Consider the following 16336-nt stretch of genomic DNA (forward strand, 5'->3'; position numbering starts at 1 on the left):
AAAAGATTTGTTTACAACATCGCCGCTAAAATCTGTCAGTCATTTTGTGTACAAAAATCCGCGTTTATTATTCAGCTAAGGTAAGGATAATAATGGCTTCCATGATTCGGGCTTTGTGTGATAATTTCCCCTGAAAAATTAACGTGAACTTGGCTGGTGCGGCATTCAGTTTATGTATCACAACCTGTAGAAACTCATCATTAAGGCCCCCCATGGATTCTTCCCATTTTCTCGTCCAAGCAGCGATATATCTGTCTGCCGCCCTCATTCTGGTCCCCATCTTCAAAAGGCTGGGCCTGGGCTCGGTACTCGGTTATTTAATTGCCGGCATCGTGATTGGCCCGTATGCGATGAAACTGATTGCAGATCCGGAGCATGTGCTGCACTTTGCGGAGTTTGGGGTGGTGCTGATGCTGTTCCTGATTGGTCTTGAACTCGAATCGCAAAAGGTATGGGAATTACGCAAGCTGTTATTTGGCCTGGGCGGTATGCAGGTAACACTGACAATACTGGTAGTGACAGTGATTGCTCACACCCTGAGGTTTAGCTGGAGCGAATCCATTATTATTGGTATGGGGGTGGCGATGTCCTCGACCGCGATTGGACTCACCGCGCTGATTGAAAAGAAGCAGTTGCACACCTCAGGCGGGCAAGCTGCTTTTGCGACTCTGCTGTTCCAGGATTTATCTGTCATTCCCTTATTTATGTTGCTGGCATTTCTGGCGCCTGACCGTTCTGCCTCCAGCTTTGATCTACTGGCAGTGACTAAAGCGATCGCCGTGATTGTCGCCATCGTTCTTGCCAGTCGGACTGTATTGCGCCCCATTATGCGTGCTATCGCGCAGACCGGCGTGAGGGAAATTTTTGTCGCCTTTTCACTGTTGCTGGTCATCGGTATTTCGCTGGCGATGGAATCGGTGGGCTTATCAATGGCGCTCGGAACCTTTTTAGCCGGCGTATTACTGGCTGATTCGGAATACCGCTATGAGCTCAGGTTAGATATTGAGCCGGTGAAAGGTTTGCTGTTGGGCCTGTTTTTTATTGCAGTCGGCATGACGGTGGATTTATCACTGGTGGCCAATCAGCCTCTGCTGATTTTCGGCTTCGCATTATTGATTGTCGCCATCAAAATTGGCGTGCTGATGGGGCTGGGCTGGGTGTTTAAATATTCCCTGCGTGACAAAGTATTGTTCGGTTTTTCCATTTCGCAAATCGGCGAGTTTGCTTTTGTTATTTTTGGCCTGGCCTTGGCGCAAAACTCCATTTCACGCGAAACCTACAATATCCTGAATGCGATTGTCGCCGTCTCCATGCTGACCACGCCTATCCTGCTGTTACTGTATGACCGCTTTCTAAGCCTGCAATGCAGTGAACGGCCTAAAGATGCTATCCCGGAAAATAACAGTGTCATCATTGCCGGCTTTGGACGTTTTGGCCAGATTGTGGGCCGCGTACTGGTCGCCAAAGGCATTACGCCGACCTTGATTGATAACGACCCTAACCAGGTCGATTTGATGCGTGATTTTGGCTGGCGTTGTTATTACGGTGATGCGTCGCGACTGGATTTGCTGGAAGAAGCAGGTATCGCCGAAGCGAAATTGCTGGTGATTGCCGTGAATGATTCTGCCGCTGCGCTGGAGATGGCGAAACTGGTCAAGGAGCGCTGGCCAGCCGTGGCTATTGTCGCCAGGGCCAGAAGCCGTACCGACGCGTTTGATTTGCGCGAACTGGATTTAAACCCTATCCGGGAAACCTTTTATTCTTCGCTGGAAGCCGCCAGACAATCTTTGCTGGCGATTGGCGAAAGCGCCAGCGTGGCTGAAAAAGTCGTCAGGCAATTTGAAAAGCATGACCTGGATCAGCTTGAGGCTACATTGAAAATCCGACATGACCGCAAAGCCATTTCCAGTCTGATGGAACAGGGCCGACAGGATTTGAAAACTTTACTTGAGCTGGAAAGCCCCAATACTGAGACGTAAGGATATTCCTACAAAACTTAGAGTATTTGCCCTATAAATTTTTCTATTTTTTGCCGTTAATGTTCATATATCACGAGCAGCGGAATTAACGCTAATTTTGCTAAGTGTGAATAGCGCATGGCTTCTACGGAAGCCCCTTTTTATGCCCAATTGATGAGTGAGCCTTTCATGAAAATAGAATTCAAAAAATCAGAAATGCAATCCAGCCTGGATTTTGTATATATCAACGGTGTATTAGCAGGCGAATTTATTTCTGATGTGGAAAAAGAATCCTATTTGTTTGTACCTGACGAAGGCGATCGCATACTCCTTACGCGTGTTGCTTATGACGAGGCATGCAAACTTCTCACTGGTGAATTGACGCAGTTGTATATTTATCGTGGGGCGAAAGCCGCCTGATGACTTTATGGATAGCGCCTGGATTTATAACTTCAGGATCTTACTCAATTTCCGGAAACAAGTTGTCACTCGCTAGCTGCAGCACTGACTATTGCCAGTCCCAGTTTAAGATCGTTCACTAACTGCTCATAGTATTGCTGTTTCGCCGCTTCATCCTTTGTACGCAGGATAAATGATGGGTGATAAGTCACTAGCGCCTGCCTGCCCTCTGGCAAAGGAAACAGCTTTCCCCGATTGCTTTCCATCTCCAGCGCTACGCCAGTGATTGCCTGTGCCGCGACCGTTCCCAGCGCAATCAAAACCCTTGGCTTTACAATGGCCATCTCCCCTTGTAACCACGGCCAATAAGTCTTGATATCACCGACACCAGGCAACATACGCACCCGGCGCGTGCCTTGCAGCTTGAATTTATAGTGCTTGAGTGCATTGGTGATATAAATGTCTGATCGCTGTATACCCGCATGCAGTAAAGCCTGGTTCAGCAGTTTCCCGGCCTGACCAATAAACGGCTCCCCCGCCAGATCTTCCTGTTCGCCCGGTTGTTCTCCCAGCAGCATCAGAGAAGCTGGCACCGCACCGATGCCTAATACGGCTTGCGTGGCATGCACCGCCAGCGGAAATTCTAGTGCCAGCATACTTTCATTCCATCTGCGTAATGCAGCCATTGCCTGTGTTTCGTCTACAGGGATGGCGCTCTGACTGCTGCCTACGTACCTGACTACTTTACGCTGCGGCACCGTCGGTTCGGCTGCAATCATGCTATCCATGCGTTGCGAGGAGTTCGCGATCAACTCGGCTATCAACGGCGCTTCCGGCAGATTGCGCCAGTATTTTTTGGGCATTTGCGACTGCATGGCTGATATCTTGAGCCTTGCCGGGTTAAAGATACTGCGGTAATACGAGCGCCATAAATCCTCACCGGCATCATCAGCCGGTGCATCGGCTTTGCTAGCCCCCGGACTATAACTTAACGCTGTGCAATCCCAATGCATGCAGATAAAAGGCGTAAGTATGGACCAGCGCATATTGGTAAATCGCCCGGTGAAGAAAGGTGCAGAAGCTTCGACGATGTGATGGCTGGGCTCAAACCAGGCCACAAACTCGGATTCTCCACCCTCAATCTCTATTTCGCGGAATCGCACAAAGGCCTTCATCTTATGCAGATCACGGCGTACGGCTTTGATCATAAACTGAATGCGCGCTACATCCGGATCGAAAGAAATCCGCAATAGTTTCTGCTCGTCTTTCAGTCGCCACAACAGGCGGTACAACAAGCCAAAACGCGTCGGGTCACTATGCAAGATGGCTTTACGGCAAAGCTCGATAAAATCGCGTGGGACCTTGAATTGAGTGGCTGGAAATTGGTTAACCTCTGGTTGGCTAAATTGTGATTGGCTGGAATGGAGAGGGACTGATGGCGATTGATCAAATAACTGATTATGCTGCCTATCCGGCTTGAATTCAGGGCTATCGAATAAACCGCCGCCCTCATCACCCACCCGCCATTCGATATTTTCAGGTGCGATGCCTTGAGCTAGCAAAGCCCGGGCAGCGTTTCGCCAGCCTTCAAAATCGGTTTCATTGGCTAGCCGGACTACCTGCATGTGGCTTTCTGAATACTTTGAGTCTGCAAGAAGAGATAGCTCGATAAGCTAGAACGGTTCGAACAGGCCGAACTGTTGCGGGGCTATCGATTGCTGCAAGCGCTGTTTCAGGTTGTTGTCATCCAGGCTGCGGCCAGGATGATAATCAGGCAGCATCACGAACGGCAGCACTTTTTTCAGTGAAACGCGCAAACGCGCCAGATCGTCATAACGGATGGGGCGTACTCGGCGGGCAGTGACAATGCGGGCAACGCTGGTCACCCCCAGTCCAGGCACGCGCAATAACATCGCCTTGGGTGCACGGTTAAGGTCGACCGGAAACTGCTCGCGATGCTGCAATGCCCAGGCTGTTTTCGGGTCGACATCAAGATCGAGCATACCATCCTGGCCGGTTACTATCTCTTGAGCATCAAACCCGTAAAAGCGTAATAACCAGTCGGCCTGGTATAGCCGGTGCTCGCGTACCAGCGGTGGCGCTTTCAGCGGCAGCACTTTACTGGCATCAGGTATCGGGCTGAAGGCCGAGTAGTAGACACGCCGCAAGCGGAACGCACCATAGAGGTTGGCGCTGGTATCGAGAATGGCGCGATCGTCTGTCGTATCCGCACCGACGATCATCTGCGTGCTCTGGCCGCCGGGAGCGAAGCGCAGCGGTTTTTTGCCGGTCAGCGTTTTATCTTTGCTCTCGTCTATCTTGAGCCGCAAATGACCCATGGAACGGCGTATGGCCTGCCCATCTTTTTCAGGCGCCAGCGTACGCAGGCTGGCGATGGTAGGCAGCTCGACATTGATACTGAGGCGGTCAGCATACAAACCGGCGCGGGCCATCAGTTCAGGGCTGGCATCGGGAATCGTTTTCAGGTGGATATAACCGCGAAAATCGTGCTCTTCGCGTAGTACCCGCGCCACCTCCACCACTTGCTCCATGGTGTAGTCCGGATTACGGATAATGCCTGAACTCAGAAAAAGTCCTTCGATGTAGTTGCGCCGATAAAAGCTCAGCGTGAGGTTAACAACTTCCTCTACACTGAAGCGCGCACGGGGCACATTGCTGCTGACGCGGTTAACGCAATAGACGCAGTCATACACACAGAAATTGGTCAGCAAAATTTTCAGTAGTGAAATACAGCGGCCATCAGGTGCGTAGCTGTGACAAATGCCCATGCCAGTAGTTGAGCCTATGCCTTTGCCGCCTGTCGAAGTACGCTTGTCGGTGCCGCTGGAGGCACACGAAGCATCGTATTTAGCGGCGTCAGCCAGTATTTCGAGTTTTTGCTTAAGCTCCATGCCGATCTTTTTGAGTGGGTTTGCTTTAATGAAAGTACAACAGAAATATGACCCGGCAACGGCTCCTTGGTTCTGGATATAGCCATTTAGAATTATGTTTTTCTATAAGCTAGTCGCGCGTGCAGCAAGTGTGACGTCTCCCCTTCAAAACCTTAACCAATATCTAAAAGTACGAGTTCATCATTCATCATATTGACGAAAACTACTTATATCCTCAACAAGAAAAAGGCCCCATGAGGAGCCTTTAACTTATTGTAGGTTCTCAAAATAAGTGAAAACTCACACCTAATAAAATCAACAAACTTTTCAAAGTTGTTATGTGGTCATATCTTTTAAATTCGCATATAAAGTGAAAAATTCCTAGGGTAATTTCAGTATTAATGAAGAGGCCCTATATTTTATTAGGGGTACGACCCAAACACGTAGTCGATAAACCAATAACGTTGTAAGTGCAAAAATTTGAATAAATTACAGGTAATCAGGTTCTAACTTTCAGCTATATATGTATTTAGGTTGAAAGCCCCATGAAGATTCAATCTGTTGTCGAACAAGGTGCCAAATAATGGATTAATTGCGTTTTCATTCCAACGATAGCTAGCCTCAATGTTGAGTTGGTCAGGAGTGTTTGCAGTGATCGCTTTATCTTCGAGATACACAATACCTGAGAGGTACCGAGTTACATTGGCAGCCAAAATGGAGGACTTAAATTTTCGGTTGTACTTACTCGCAAGATCTGCCGATCCGAGGTAGTCGTTAAAAAAGTGATCTCCAAGTTGCTTAAAAAAAGTTCGTTTTGTACCTTCGAAAGAGAAAACTTTCTCCCCTGACCAAGGGAATATTACGAAAACAATTACGCTGTGTTCGTCACGTGAGAATTTCTTCGCATGTCCGAACAGTAATTCATGATGCTGCAGCGCATGTTCAATCGGTGAGTAGGCACTTTCCCCAAAATAAACACCCGCACTCCATGCGAAGCTATAAGATAGTCCAGAGATAACCGTACTGGTCAGCTGGGAGGGTTGCTGTTTCGGGTCGACGCCTTTGATGAGTTCATCGAGGAGCGCCTTACGATTTTCCGCATATTGAGTGAAATCGCTGTCAAGATCGTACGAAGGGACAATCAATAAGTTTTTTATACCTTTAACTGAACAAAAATCTTTAAAAATGCCTTTAAGAATGTCGCCGGTCTTATCGGAAAGTAAACTCATCCGTTGGGGATTTCTTATCTAACTCTAGCGCAGAGATCAACCCTTGCTCGTAACCTACGTGCTCAGCAAGCTCTCGTTGACTTAATTTAAGTCTTTGGCGAAGTTGATAAAGATGTGCAGCGAAAGGGCTCAAAAAAAAATCCCGGATTTAATAATCTTCGAACAGAAAGATTACATCACCGGGACTATTTTCTCAACAAAAATGTTTATTAAGTTATTGTTTTATAAGGAAAATTAGTTATATAAATATTGTATTATTTCCTATATAGGAAGCTTTTTTAGCAACCCAATTTTTTTAAAAGCTTTTATATCCATAATTTTCAAAAAAATTCGCACAACTGAGTTTTCACAATTGTGCGAAAGTTTTCACTATTTCTGCGAACCTACACTTATTAACATTTGATCGGACGCTAGATGCTGCTAAACATCCAGTGAGCCTACACTCAACGCATTGCTTTCAATAAATGCGCGGCGTGGTTCTACGTTATCGCCCATCAATGTAGTAAAGATTTCATCAGCACTGATGGCATCGTCAATTTGCACTTTGAGCAAGCGACGCACGGTTGGATCCATGGTGGTTTCCCACAACTGCTCCGGATTCATCTCTCCCAGGCCTTTATAGCGCTGGATGTTGAGGTTATGTCTCGCTTCACCTAATAACCAGTCCAGCGCCTGTTTAAAGGTACTGACGCGTTGCTCTTTCTCGCCGCGCTTGATCACTGCACCTTCACCCAGAAGGTTATTCACCAGCTGCGAGGTCCGGTTGATCTGGCGGTAATCCCCGCTGCCGACAAATTCTGCATCAATCACACAACTTTGCAGGTTGCCGTGCACGAATTTATTCACCTCCAGGCGGTAAGCGCTGGTTTCGGTATCCTGGACCACGATCACTTCGGAACCAATGGCACCGAGGATAGGTCGCAATTTACTGGCAGCTTCATTAGCGGTGGCTTCGGTGCTTAAGTCCAGCTCACCCAGGTCTTGAATGGCGCGCAATACGCTTTCATCATACAGGTTGGCAATACGGCGGATCACCGCTTCAGTCAGCACCATCTGTTTGGCAATGCTGGTTAGCGCATCGTCTTTCAAGCTTTCACCACCTTCACGGGTAAGCAACTCGGCACCTTTGAGCGCTGAGTTCAGCAGGTATTCATCCAACTCGTGTTCATCTTTCAGGTAACGCTCATCACGGCCCTGTTTGACTTTGTAGAGCGGTGGTTGCGCAATGTAAATATGACCGCGCTCTACCAGCTCAGGCATCTGGCGGTAGAAGAAGGTCAACAGCAAAGTACGGATATGGGCACCATCGACGTCAGCATCGGTCATAATGATGATACGGTGGTAACGCAGTTTATCGACATTAAAATCCGCTTTACCTATGCTGGTACCCAAGGCCGTAATCAGCGTGGCAATTTCTTGAGAGCCCAGCAGCTTGTCAAAACGGGCTTTTTCTACGTTAAGAATTTTACCTTTGAGTGGCAGGATAGCCTGGTTTTTACGGTCACGGCCTTGTTTGGCTGAACCACCCGCAGAGTCACCCTCGACCAGGTAGATTTCGCACAATGAAGGATCTTTTTCCTGGCAATCGGCCAGTTTACCTGGCAAGCCCATGGTGTCCATCACGCCTTTACGGCGGGTAATTTCACGCGCCTTACGGGCGGCTTCACGCGCACGGGCAGCTTCTACAATCTTGCCACAGACGATTTTGGCATCGACCGGATTTTCAGCTAAAAACTCTGCCAGTTTGGCAGACACAATCTCGGACACTACCGGCTGTACTTCACTGGAAACCAGTTTGTCCTTGGTCTGGGATGAGAACTTGGGATCCGGTACCTTGACCGACAATACACAAGTGATGCCTTCACGCATGTCATCGCCAGTGGTTTCCACTTTGGCTTTTTTAGCGAATTCGTTTTGCTCGATATATTGATTCAAAGTCCGCGTCATGGCTGTACGCAAACCGGTTAAATGGGTACCACCGTCGCGTTGCGGAATATTATTGGTGAAACATTGCACCGTTTCAGAGTAGCTGTCATTCCATTGCATGGCGACTTCTACCGTCATATTGTCTTTTTCACTGATTGCGTAAAACACTTTTGGGTGCAAAACAGTTTTGCTGCGGTTCATATATTCCACAAAACCTTTGATACCGCCGCTGAATTCGAAGTTTTCTGACTTGCCGGTACGCTGATCGATCAATTCGATTTTTACACCATTGTTCAGGAAAGATAATTCGCGGATACGTTTGGCAAGGATTTCAAAGTGGTATTCAACCAGCACAAAGGTATCAACGGAAGCCAGAAAATGCACTTCAGTCCCTTTTTTGTCAGTAGTGCCGGTAACGGCCAACGGCGCTTGTGGCACACCACGCTGAAACTCCATCTGGTGTACTTTACCTTTGCGGTAAATTTTCAGCCTTAACCAGTCGGACAAGGCATTCACAACTGACACACCTACGCCATGCAAGCCACCAGATACCTTGTATGAATTCTGGTCAAACTTGCCGCCTGCATGTAACTCAGTCATCACGATTTCAGCAGCTGAACGCTTGGGCTCGTGTTTGTCGTCTTCTTTGATATCGGTAGGAATACCACGACCGTTATCAGAAATACTGATGGAGTTATCAGGATGGATAATCACTTTAATGTCGTCGCAATGACCAGCCAAAGCTTCATCAATCGCGTTATCCAATACTTCAAACACCATATGGTGCAGGCCGGAACCGTCTGACGTGTCACCGATATACATGCCTGGACGCTTACGCACCGCGTCCAAACCTTCTAAAATCTTGATACTGTCTGAGTTATATTCTTGTGGCTGTGCCATAACAAAAGTTTCTTTATTTGATTAAAAGACGATTGAAACCAATACATTCCGTGTTTCACGTGAAACAGGGTAATCCTGCATTATATGCGCATTGGCATCACAACGTATTTATAGTTGGTATCGCTGGCAGTGGTGATCAGGCAACTGCTATTGGCATCGGCAAACGCAAACTGGATGTTTTCATCGCCCAGATTGTTCAAAACATCAATCAGGTAAGTGACATTAAAACCAATATCCAGCGCTGCTTTGCTGTAATCAATATCCAATTCTTCTTCTGCTTCTTCCTGCTCGGTATTGGTGCTGATCAGCTTAAGCTGCCCATCGGTGATCACCATGCGGATACTGCGATATTTTTCGTTAGATAAAATTGAAGCACGTTGCAAAGCACTCAAAATTGCCTGGCGATTCACTTCAAACGTATTCTGGTGACCATTGGGGATTACGCGGTTGTAATCAGGGAATTTGCCATCGATCACTTTACTGATCAGTTGAATATCACCAAATTCAAAACTGACCTGGCCATTCAATAAATCAATAACTACCGGTGAATCAGATTGTTCATCCAGTAATTTGGTTAATTCCAACACGGTCTTGCGCGGCAGGATTACTTCAGTTTTTTCAAACTCCTGGTCCAGTGTTGTATTGGTATAACTCAGGCGGTGACCATCGGTACCCACTACATGCAACTGGTTACCTTGCACTTCCATCAACAGGCCGTTCAGGTAATAGCGGATATCCTGTTGCGCCATAGCGAATTCAACCTGTTTCAACAGGCGTTTCAGTTCTGATTGCGCCAGGCTGAAACTGATGTTCTGGCCGCTGGCTTTGCTCATTAAAGGATAATCCGCAGCAGGCAAGGTTTGCAGGTTAAATCTGCTCTTGCCTGCTTTCAGGGTGATGCGGTTATCCTGGTTATTCATTTCTATCGTGGTGCTGTCAGGCAATGAACGGCAGATATCCAGTAATTTCTTGGCAGAGATGGTGGTACTCAACTCACCCTCAACACCACTATTTACTTTTAGTGAAATCTGCATTTCCAGGTCGGTCGCCGTCAAATGCATTTCCTGTTGTTTGATGTTAATCAACAAATTGGAAAGTATCGGTAACGTATGTCTGCGTTCTACGATTCCGGTGACATTGTTAAGTGGTTTTAGCAATACTTCACGGCTGATTTTGATTTGCATGGCCTGACCTAATTAATAACTTTATTTCAATATATAAAAGATAAGAATAATAGTAATGATACGATTATTTGTGGGTAACTTAAAAACCTATTAAAATTCAACCACTTGTTGCACTGTTAGCTTGTGTATAAATTGCGGTTTAAACCTGCATTGTTTGTGCCTGGTATTGTAAACTGAATCTATCCTGGCTTTACGCAATATTTAAACACAGTTCATTCGCATCTTATCCACAGCTTTTGTTTTCAATCTGTTGCTTTAATCCCTGATAACTAATCTCTAATTACCTGCGTTAAAAAACCGATATCTCTAGCGAGCGTCTGGTCATTTAAACGCAATTGTTCAATTTCGTCACAGGCATGCATCACCGTTGTATGGTGACGTCCGCCAAAGGCTTCGCCTATCTCCGGAAAGCTGTGATTGGTTAGTTCCCTGGCTAATGACATGGCTACCTGGCGTGGCCGAGCCACATTGCGTGAGCGTTTTTTGCTGAACATATCACTGACTTTAATCTTGTAATAGTCAGCCACCGTTTTTTGTATGTTCTCTATGGTAATCTGGCGGCCACGCACTGCAATCAGATCACGTAAGGCATCTTTGGCCAAATGTACATCGATGGCATGGCCCGTAAAGTTGGCCATGGCGATAATACGGTTGAGTGCACCTTCAAGTTCACGTACGCTGGAACGGATCTGTTTGGCAACAAAAAACGCCACATCTTCATGCAGGTTGATTTTGAGCGTCTCGGCTTTTTTACGCAGGATGGCTACGCGCATTTCCAGTTCCGGTGGCTCAACAGCCACGGTCAGGCCCCAGCTGAAGCGCGTGCGCAGACGTTCATCCATATCCACAATTTCTTTTGGATAAGTATCACAGGTGATCACGATCTGCTTTTTTTCTTCAATCAAGGTATTGAACGCGTAAAAAAACTCTTCTTGCGTCCGCGTTTTCTTGGCGAAAAATTGAATGTCATCGATCAGCAATAAATCCAGGGAATGGTATTGCTGTTTAAATTCATCAAACGCTTTATTTTCGTAAGCTTTCACCACATCCGATACATAGCGCTCGGCATGCAGGTAGCGGATATTGGCATCCGGTTTAACTTTTTTCAGCTCGTTACCAATCGCCTGTAGCAAATGCGTTTTACCCAGCCCTACTCCACCATAAATAAATAGCGGGTTATAGGCTTGGCCCGGATTACCGGCAACTTGTATCGCGGCCGCACGTGCCAATTGATTGGCGCGCCCTGTCACATAGTTATCAAACAGGAAACTGTTATTCAGTCCGCTGCTCTTTTCAGCTTTTAAATTTTTAACCGGCGCACGGCTAGGCAGTGGTTTCTTTTCTGCAATTCTTTCCAGTGCTCTTGGCGGGAGTTTGGCTGAAGGTTTTTCACTAGTACCAGAATCAATATTTATAGCAGGCATACCTGCGGCTGGATTCACCAAACCCGGTTCGGTTTGCAAGATACTGCTATCGACAATCAGTTCAACGACTACTGAGGTGGAGAGTTCGTGTGCAATGGTTTCAATGCGGGTGAAGAACTTGCTTTTCACCCATTGCATCACAAACTTGTTAGGCGCAACAATTTGCACAGCCTGACCATTCACGCGTGCTCGCAGGGGTTTAATCCAGGTATTGTATTGTTGTGCAGACAGTTCCTGTTCGAACTTCAGCAGACAATGCGCCCAAAAATTTTCCATTGCTCCAGTGTTTTTCAATATCATGCAAAAAGCTTACTTCTGCTTGTCAGCCTTGGAGAAGTTTGCGTTTTATTCTTTATAATTGCCAGGAAAGAGTGGCAGAAGTGGGAATCAGAGCTATTCAACTGCATGATTCACTGGGAACATTCTAAACGTTTTAGCATGAGTTATCCACAGCCTGCACCCATAAAAATATAAAAAAAATCATTGACATAGTCTGTCGAAATCATGTTTAATTAAGGGTTTTTGAAATCGGCAAAATTCAGCTGGGAAATCAGCAGAGCCGAAACAGATTTTAACTGCCGGGATTATTCCCTACTTGGCACAGGAGCTAAATAATGAAACGTACCTACCAACCATCTAAAACACGTCGTGCCCGTACCCATGGCTTTCTGGTGCGCATGAAAACCAAAGGTGGCCGTGCAGTCATTGCTGCCCGTCGCGCTAAAGGCCGTAAACGCCTGGGTCTGTAATCCCCGGTATGGCATTGCTTAGCCAATGCATGACATTACAAAAGCCATGACATTGTACAAGCTTAGAAAAACGGATGAATTTTCATCCGTTTTTACTTTCAGGAAACGGTTATATGGCGAGTGGTTGCTTGCGAATATAAAACCAAACCAGCAAGCGCAGCACCGTTACGGTCTGGTGGTCTCAAAAAAAATTGCCAAGCTGGCGGTTAGCCGTAATTACATGAAGCGGGTACTGCGCGAGTTGTTAAGAAATCAACCATCACCGGCAACAAGCGGTTATGATGTCGTGCTTCAGGTACGCAAGAAATTTCAGCATGCGGATTTTCCTGCGGTACAACGAGATCTGTCGCTTTTGCTGGTTAAGCTAAAAAAAACGGCTGTTGTTTCCTGATAAATCCGATGAAAATGGTATTGATTACTTTGATTAAGTGTTACCAGTGGGGCTTGAGTCCCTGGCTGGGGCGTCAATGCCGTTTTCATCCAACCTGTTCACACTATGCGATTGAAGCTTTAGAACGCTATGGCGCTGTTAAAGGCTCAAGATTGGCATTGGCACGTATTGGCCGCTGTCATCCCTGGCATCCCGGTGGTGTGGACCCTCTTCCTTGACTTGTAAAAACGAAACCTTATGGATACTCGCCGTTTAATTCTGTTCGTCATTTTTTCTTTCTCCATCATGCTGCTATGGGATGCCTGGCAGAAAGAACATGCGCCTGAAACCCCTGCGACGCAAACTGCCGCGACCCCACAAGGTGCTCCTGCGGATAAGCCGCAAGAAAATGGCGGCTTCAGCCTTAAAAAAGGTGAACGCATTTCTGTAAAGACCGATCTTTATTCAGCGGTGATTGATACCGTTGGTGGTGATTTGCGTCAGTTGTCTTTACTTGAACATAAAGCAGATGACAACTCAGGCCCCTATGAGCTGATGAGTGATCAAAGCAAGGAAAAACTCTATGTCGCACAGACCGGCCTGAAAGGTAATGGCCTGCCTACGCATTACGAGAAATTTACTGCAGCCAATACCAGCTATGTGATGCAAGAGAGTGAAAACTCACTTGAAGTGCGTTTGACTGCGCCGGAAACTAATGGCATTGCAGTAGACAAGATTTACATCTTCCATCGTGGCCAGTACCAGATTGATGTGCGCTACGAGATCAAAAATAACAGTGCGCAAGCGATTTCTCCTTCTGTGTATTACCAGATTATTCATGACCGTGAATCTAACCAGGGCTCAAAAATGATGCCTACCTTTACCGGTGGCGCCTATTTCAATGAGGCTGATAAATATAACAAGGTCAAATTCGATGACATGGCGAAAAAGGATATCTCCCTTACCGCCAAAGATGGTTGGGTTGGCTTGGTTCAGCACTATTTTGTGAGTGCCTGGATTCCGCAATCCAAAGCAGAACAGAAGTTCTACACTACCAAACTCAGTGAAAGTGATTTTTCAATCGGTACTATTTTACCGGTGGGGGAAATTGCTGCCAGCAGTAGCAAAACAGTCGATGCCAGATTATTCACAGGCCCGCAGGAGCAGGATGCTCTGGAAGCAGCTGCGCCTGGCATGGAATATGTGGTTGATTACGGTATTCTGACCATCATTGCCAAACCATTGATGTGGTTGTTGACCCATATTTATGACCTGGTCAAAAACTGGGGTGTGGCTATTATTATCCTGACAGTGTTGATCAAGGCTGCTTTCTTCAAGCTATCTGCTTCCGGTTACCGCAATATGGCCCATTTGCGTGAAATGGCACCACGCATGCAGGCGTTAAAAGACAAGTTTGGCGATGACAAACAAAAGCTGCAACAAGCCATGATGGAAATGTATCGTACTGAGAAAATTAACCCTATGGGGGGCTGTCTGCCTATTCTGGTACAAATCCCGGTATTTATTTCCCTTTACTGGGTATTGCTGGGCTCAGTGCAACTCCGTCACGCCCCTTTCTTCGGCTGGATACAGGATTTGTCAGCGACTGATCCATACTTCATCCTGCCTATCCTGATGGGCGCGACCATGATTATTCAAACCACTTTGAATCCACCACCTACGGATCCTATCCAGGCCAAGGTTATGAAAATCATGCCGGTGCTGTTCAGTGTATTCTTTTTCTTCTTCCCGGCTGGTCTGGTGTTGTACTGGCTGGTGAACAATATCCTTTCCATCTGGCAACAGTGGGCGATTAACCGCATGATACATGCGGAAACAGTTGCCAAAAAAGGGCATGGCAAGTAATCAACAACCGGGTAACGTACACTTAGGGAATGCCAGCGCGGAAATGACTCCGGCTGGCCTTAAGCTACCAAACCCCGCCCCTATTGATTCAAGCACCGAAACCATTGCCGCTATTGCCACCGCGCCCGGTGCCGGGGGCATTGGTGTTGTCAGGGTCTCAGGCCCATTATCCAGGCAGATAGCCGAACAAGTCCTTGGTCACTGCCCTGCTCCCAGGCTAGCTGCCTATTTACCTTTTCTGCAAGCTGATGGCAGCCTGATTGATCGCGGCATAGCCATTTATTTCCCTAATCCACACTCTTATACTGGTGAAGATGTACTAGAGCTACAGGCTCATGGTGGTACAGCGCTGATGCAAATCCTGCTAGCGCGTTGTGTAGAGTGTGGAGCACGCCATGCGGTGGCAGGTGAATTTACCCAGCGAGCTTACCTGAATGACAAAATCGATCTGGCGCAAGCTGAAGCAGTGGCTGATTTAATCAACGCCGCTACCGCTGAAGCAGCGCGCAGTGCCGTTCGATCACTATCCGGCGAATTTTCACAAGCTATTCAAACACTATTGCAGCAATTGATAGACTTACGGATGTATGTCGAGGCTTGTTTAGATTTCCCTGAAGAGGATATCGATTTCATTAGTCAGGGTCGTGTATTGGAAAAGCTGCAAGCCAACCAGCAAACTTTACATACTATCCATACCAAAGCCAGGCAAGGTGCTCTCTTACGCGAGGGTTTAAATGTCGTCTTGATAGGTCAGCCCAATGTAGGGAAATCCAGTTTACTGAATGCCTTGTCTGGTGAAGACATTGCTATTGTGACGCCAATCGCCGGCACCACGCGTGATACGATTAAAAACGTTATTCAAATCCAAGGTGTGCCCTTACATATCATTGATACGGCAGGCCTGCGCGAGACTGAAGATATCGTTGAACAGGTAGGCATTGAACGCACCTGGAAAGCCATTGAATCCGCGCAAGTGGCTTTGTTGCTGATAGATAGCCAGCATGGCATTGGGCCATATGAAACCAGCATTCTTCAAAAGTTACCCGCTGAAATCCAAAAAATATGGGTACATAACAAGATAGATGTTTCACGTGAAACATCTCGTGTAGAAAATCGAGAAAAAGAGACACACTTGTTTTTATCAGCCAAGACAGGCGAAGGTATTGCTGCCTTGCAAGAAACGCTTCTTGAAATTGTAGGTTATCAACCGGGAAGTGAGGGTGTGTTTATGGCGCGTGCACGACACCTTCAAGCATTGCAACAAGTGGAGTTACATCTGGATTTCGCATCAAAACAAATGCATGCTGCTGAACTGATTGCCGAAGAATTGCGTAGTGCACAGGAGGCGCTGGCATCAATCACCGGCGAATTTACTCCTGACGATTTGCTAGGTGAGATATTCAGCAGATTTTGTATCGGTAAGTAAAACAAATAAAAACC

Annotated in this window: 14 protein-coding genes; 7 read left to right on the top strand and 7 right to left on the bottom strand. The window is 46.8% G+C overall.

What is annotated here, in order from left to right; genetic code table 11:
• The first annotated feature begins 212 nt into the window (after window positions 1-212).
• Both LPA26_RS10310 and LPA26_RS10315 read left to right on the top strand, forming a co-directional pair.
• Window positions 213-1979: a monovalent cation:proton antiporter-2 (CPA2) family protein gene (locus LPA26_RS10310; RefSeq protein WP_229008231.1), complete on the top strand. Its 1767-nt coding sequence runs from the start codon at window positions 213-215 to the stop codon at window positions 1977-1979.
• A gap of 168 nt (window positions 1980-2147) precedes the next feature.
• Window positions 2148-2378, top strand: coding sequence for a hypothetical protein (locus LPA26_RS10315; RefSeq protein WP_156376485.1), 231 nt, complete (start codon window positions 2148-2150; stop codon window positions 2376-2378).
• Window positions 2379-2443: 65 nt separating this feature from the next.
• Here LPA26_RS10315 and LPA26_RS10320 read toward each other — a convergent pair whose 3' ends face one another.
• From LPA26_RS10320 to dnaA, 7 genes are all read right to left on the bottom strand, one after another.
• Window positions 2444-3982, bottom strand: a complete 1539-nt coding sequence (locus LPA26_RS10320; protein ID WP_229008232.1) for a UdgX family uracil-DNA binding protein — start codon at window positions 3980-3982, stop codon at window positions 2444-2446.
• Between the two features lie 48 nt (window positions 3983-4030).
• Window positions 4031-5269 (bottom strand): putative DNA modification/repair radical SAM protein, encoded by a 1239-nt coding sequence (locus LPA26_RS10325; RefSeq protein ID WP_229008233.1) that lies wholly within the window; start codon window positions 5267-5269, stop codon window positions 4031-4033.
• 485 nt (window positions 5270-5754) lie between these two features.
• A complete protein-coding gene (locus LPA26_RS10330) occupies window positions 5755-6477 on the bottom strand; it encodes a hypothetical protein (RefSeq protein ID WP_229008234.1) in 723 nt (240 codons plus the stop codon).
• Window positions 6458-6610, bottom strand: a complete 153-nt coding sequence (locus LPA26_RS14355; protein ID WP_370634361.1) for a helix-turn-helix domain-containing protein — start codon at window positions 6608-6610, stop codon at window positions 6458-6460. Before LPA26_RS14355 ends, LPA26_RS10330 begins: the two co-directional genes overlap by 20 nt.
• A 287-nt stretch (window positions 6611-6897) precedes the next feature.
• A complete protein-coding gene (gyrB, locus tag LPA26_RS10335) occupies window positions 6898-9303 on the bottom strand; it encodes a DNA topoisomerase (ATP-hydrolyzing) subunit B (protein WP_229008235.1) in 2406 nt (801 codons plus the stop codon).
• Between the two features lie 80 nt (window positions 9304-9383).
• On the bottom strand, window positions 9384-10487 hold the full coding sequence (gene dnaN / locus LPA26_RS10340) for a DNA polymerase III subunit beta (RefSeq protein WP_055830679.1): 1104 nt from the start codon (window positions 10485-10487) through the stop codon (window positions 9384-9386).
• A gap of 269 nt (window positions 10488-10756) precedes the next feature.
• Entirely contained in the window at window positions 10757-12187 is a 1431-nt protein-coding gene (gene dnaA, locus LPA26_RS10345) for a chromosomal replication initiator protein DnaA (RefSeq protein ID WP_229008236.1), read from the bottom strand.
• A gap of 338 nt (window positions 12188-12525) precedes the next feature.
• On the opposite strand from dnaA, the gene rpmH reads away from it, so the two are divergent.
• The 5 genes from rpmH to mnmE are packed head-to-tail and all read left to right on the top strand — an operon-like array spanning window position 12526 to window position 16322.
• Entirely contained in the window at window positions 12526-12660 is a 135-nt protein-coding gene (gene rpmH, locus LPA26_RS10350; RefSeq protein ID WP_018987191.1) for a 50S ribosomal protein L34, read from the top strand.
• 25 nt (window positions 12661-12685) lie between these two features.
• Window positions 12686-13051 carry a ribonuclease P protein component gene (rnpA, locus tag LPA26_RS10355; RefSeq protein ID WP_229008237.1) on the top strand — a complete coding sequence of 122 codons (366 nt, stop codon included), beginning with the start codon at window positions 12686-12688 and terminating at the stop codon, window positions 13049-13051.
• 14 nt (window positions 13052-13065) lie between these two features.
• Entirely contained in the window at window positions 13066-13269 is a 204-nt protein-coding gene (gene yidD / locus LPA26_RS10360; protein WP_369814158.1) for a membrane protein insertion efficiency factor YidD, read from the top strand.
• 19 nt (window positions 13270-13288) lie between these two features.
• Window positions 13289-14896, top strand: a complete 1608-nt coding sequence (gene yidC, locus LPA26_RS10365) for a membrane protein insertase YidC (RefSeq protein WP_229008239.1) — start codon at window positions 13289-13291, stop codon at window positions 14894-14896.
• A 43-nt stretch (window positions 14897-14939) separates the two neighbouring features.
• Window positions 14940-16322, top strand: a complete 1383-nt coding sequence (gene mnmE / locus LPA26_RS10370) for a tRNA uridine-5-carboxymethylaminomethyl(34) synthesis GTPase MnmE (RefSeq protein ID WP_229008355.1) — start codon at window positions 14940-14942, stop codon at window positions 16320-16322.
• Window positions 16323-16336: the final 14 nt, after the last annotated feature.

Origin of the sequence: Methylophilus sp. Leaf408, assembly GCF_916856905.1 — a bacterium.
Lineage (GTDB): Bacteria > Pseudomonadota > Gammaproteobacteria > Burkholderiales > Methylophilaceae > Methylophilus.

Coding starts and splice junctions, on each gene's coding strand:
- LPA26_RS10310 (WP_229008231.1), top strand. CDS start 213: ATGGATTCTTCCCATTTTCTCGTCCAAGCAGCGATATATCTGTCTGCC.
- LPA26_RS10315 (WP_156376485.1), top strand. CDS start 2,148: ATGAAAATAGAATTCAAAAAATCAGAAATGCAATCCAGCCTGGATTTT.
- LPA26_RS10320 (WP_229008232.1), bottom strand. CDS start 3,982: ATGCAGGTAGTCCGGCTAGCCAATGAAACCGATTTTGAAGGCTGGCGA.
- LPA26_RS10325 (WP_229008233.1), bottom strand. CDS start 5,269: ATGGAGCTTAAGCAAAAACTCGAAATACTGGCTGACGCCGCTAAATAC.
- LPA26_RS10330 (WP_229008234.1), bottom strand. CDS start 6,477: ATGAGTTTACTTTCCGATAAGACCGGCGACATTCTTAAAGGCATTTTT.
- gyrB (WP_229008235.1), bottom strand. CDS start 9,303: ATGGCACAGCCACAAGAATATAACTCAGACAGTATCAAGATTTTAGAA.
- dnaN (WP_055830679.1), bottom strand. CDS start 10,487: ATGCAAATCAAAATCAGCCGTGAAGTATTGCTAAAACCACTTAACAAT.
- dnaA (WP_229008236.1), bottom strand. CDS start 12,187: ATGGAAAATTTTTGGGCGCATTGTCTGCTGAAGTTCGAACAGGAACTG.
- rpmH (WP_018987191.1), top strand. CDS start 12,526: ATGAAACGTACCTACCAACCATCTAAAACACGTCGTGCCCGTACCCAT.
- rnpA (WP_229008237.1), top strand. CDS start 12,686: ATGCATGACATTACAAAAGCCATGACATTGTACAAGCTTAGAAAAACG.
- yidD (WP_369814158.1), top strand. CDS start 13,066: ATGGTATTGATTACTTTGATTAAGTGTTACCAGTGGGGCTTGAGTCCC.
- yidC (WP_229008239.1), top strand. CDS start 13,289: ATGGATACTCGCCGTTTAATTCTGTTCGTCATTTTTTCTTTCTCCATC.
- mnmE (WP_229008355.1), top strand. CDS start 14,940: ATGACTCCGGCTGGCCTTAAGCTACCAAACCCCGCCCCTATTGATTCA.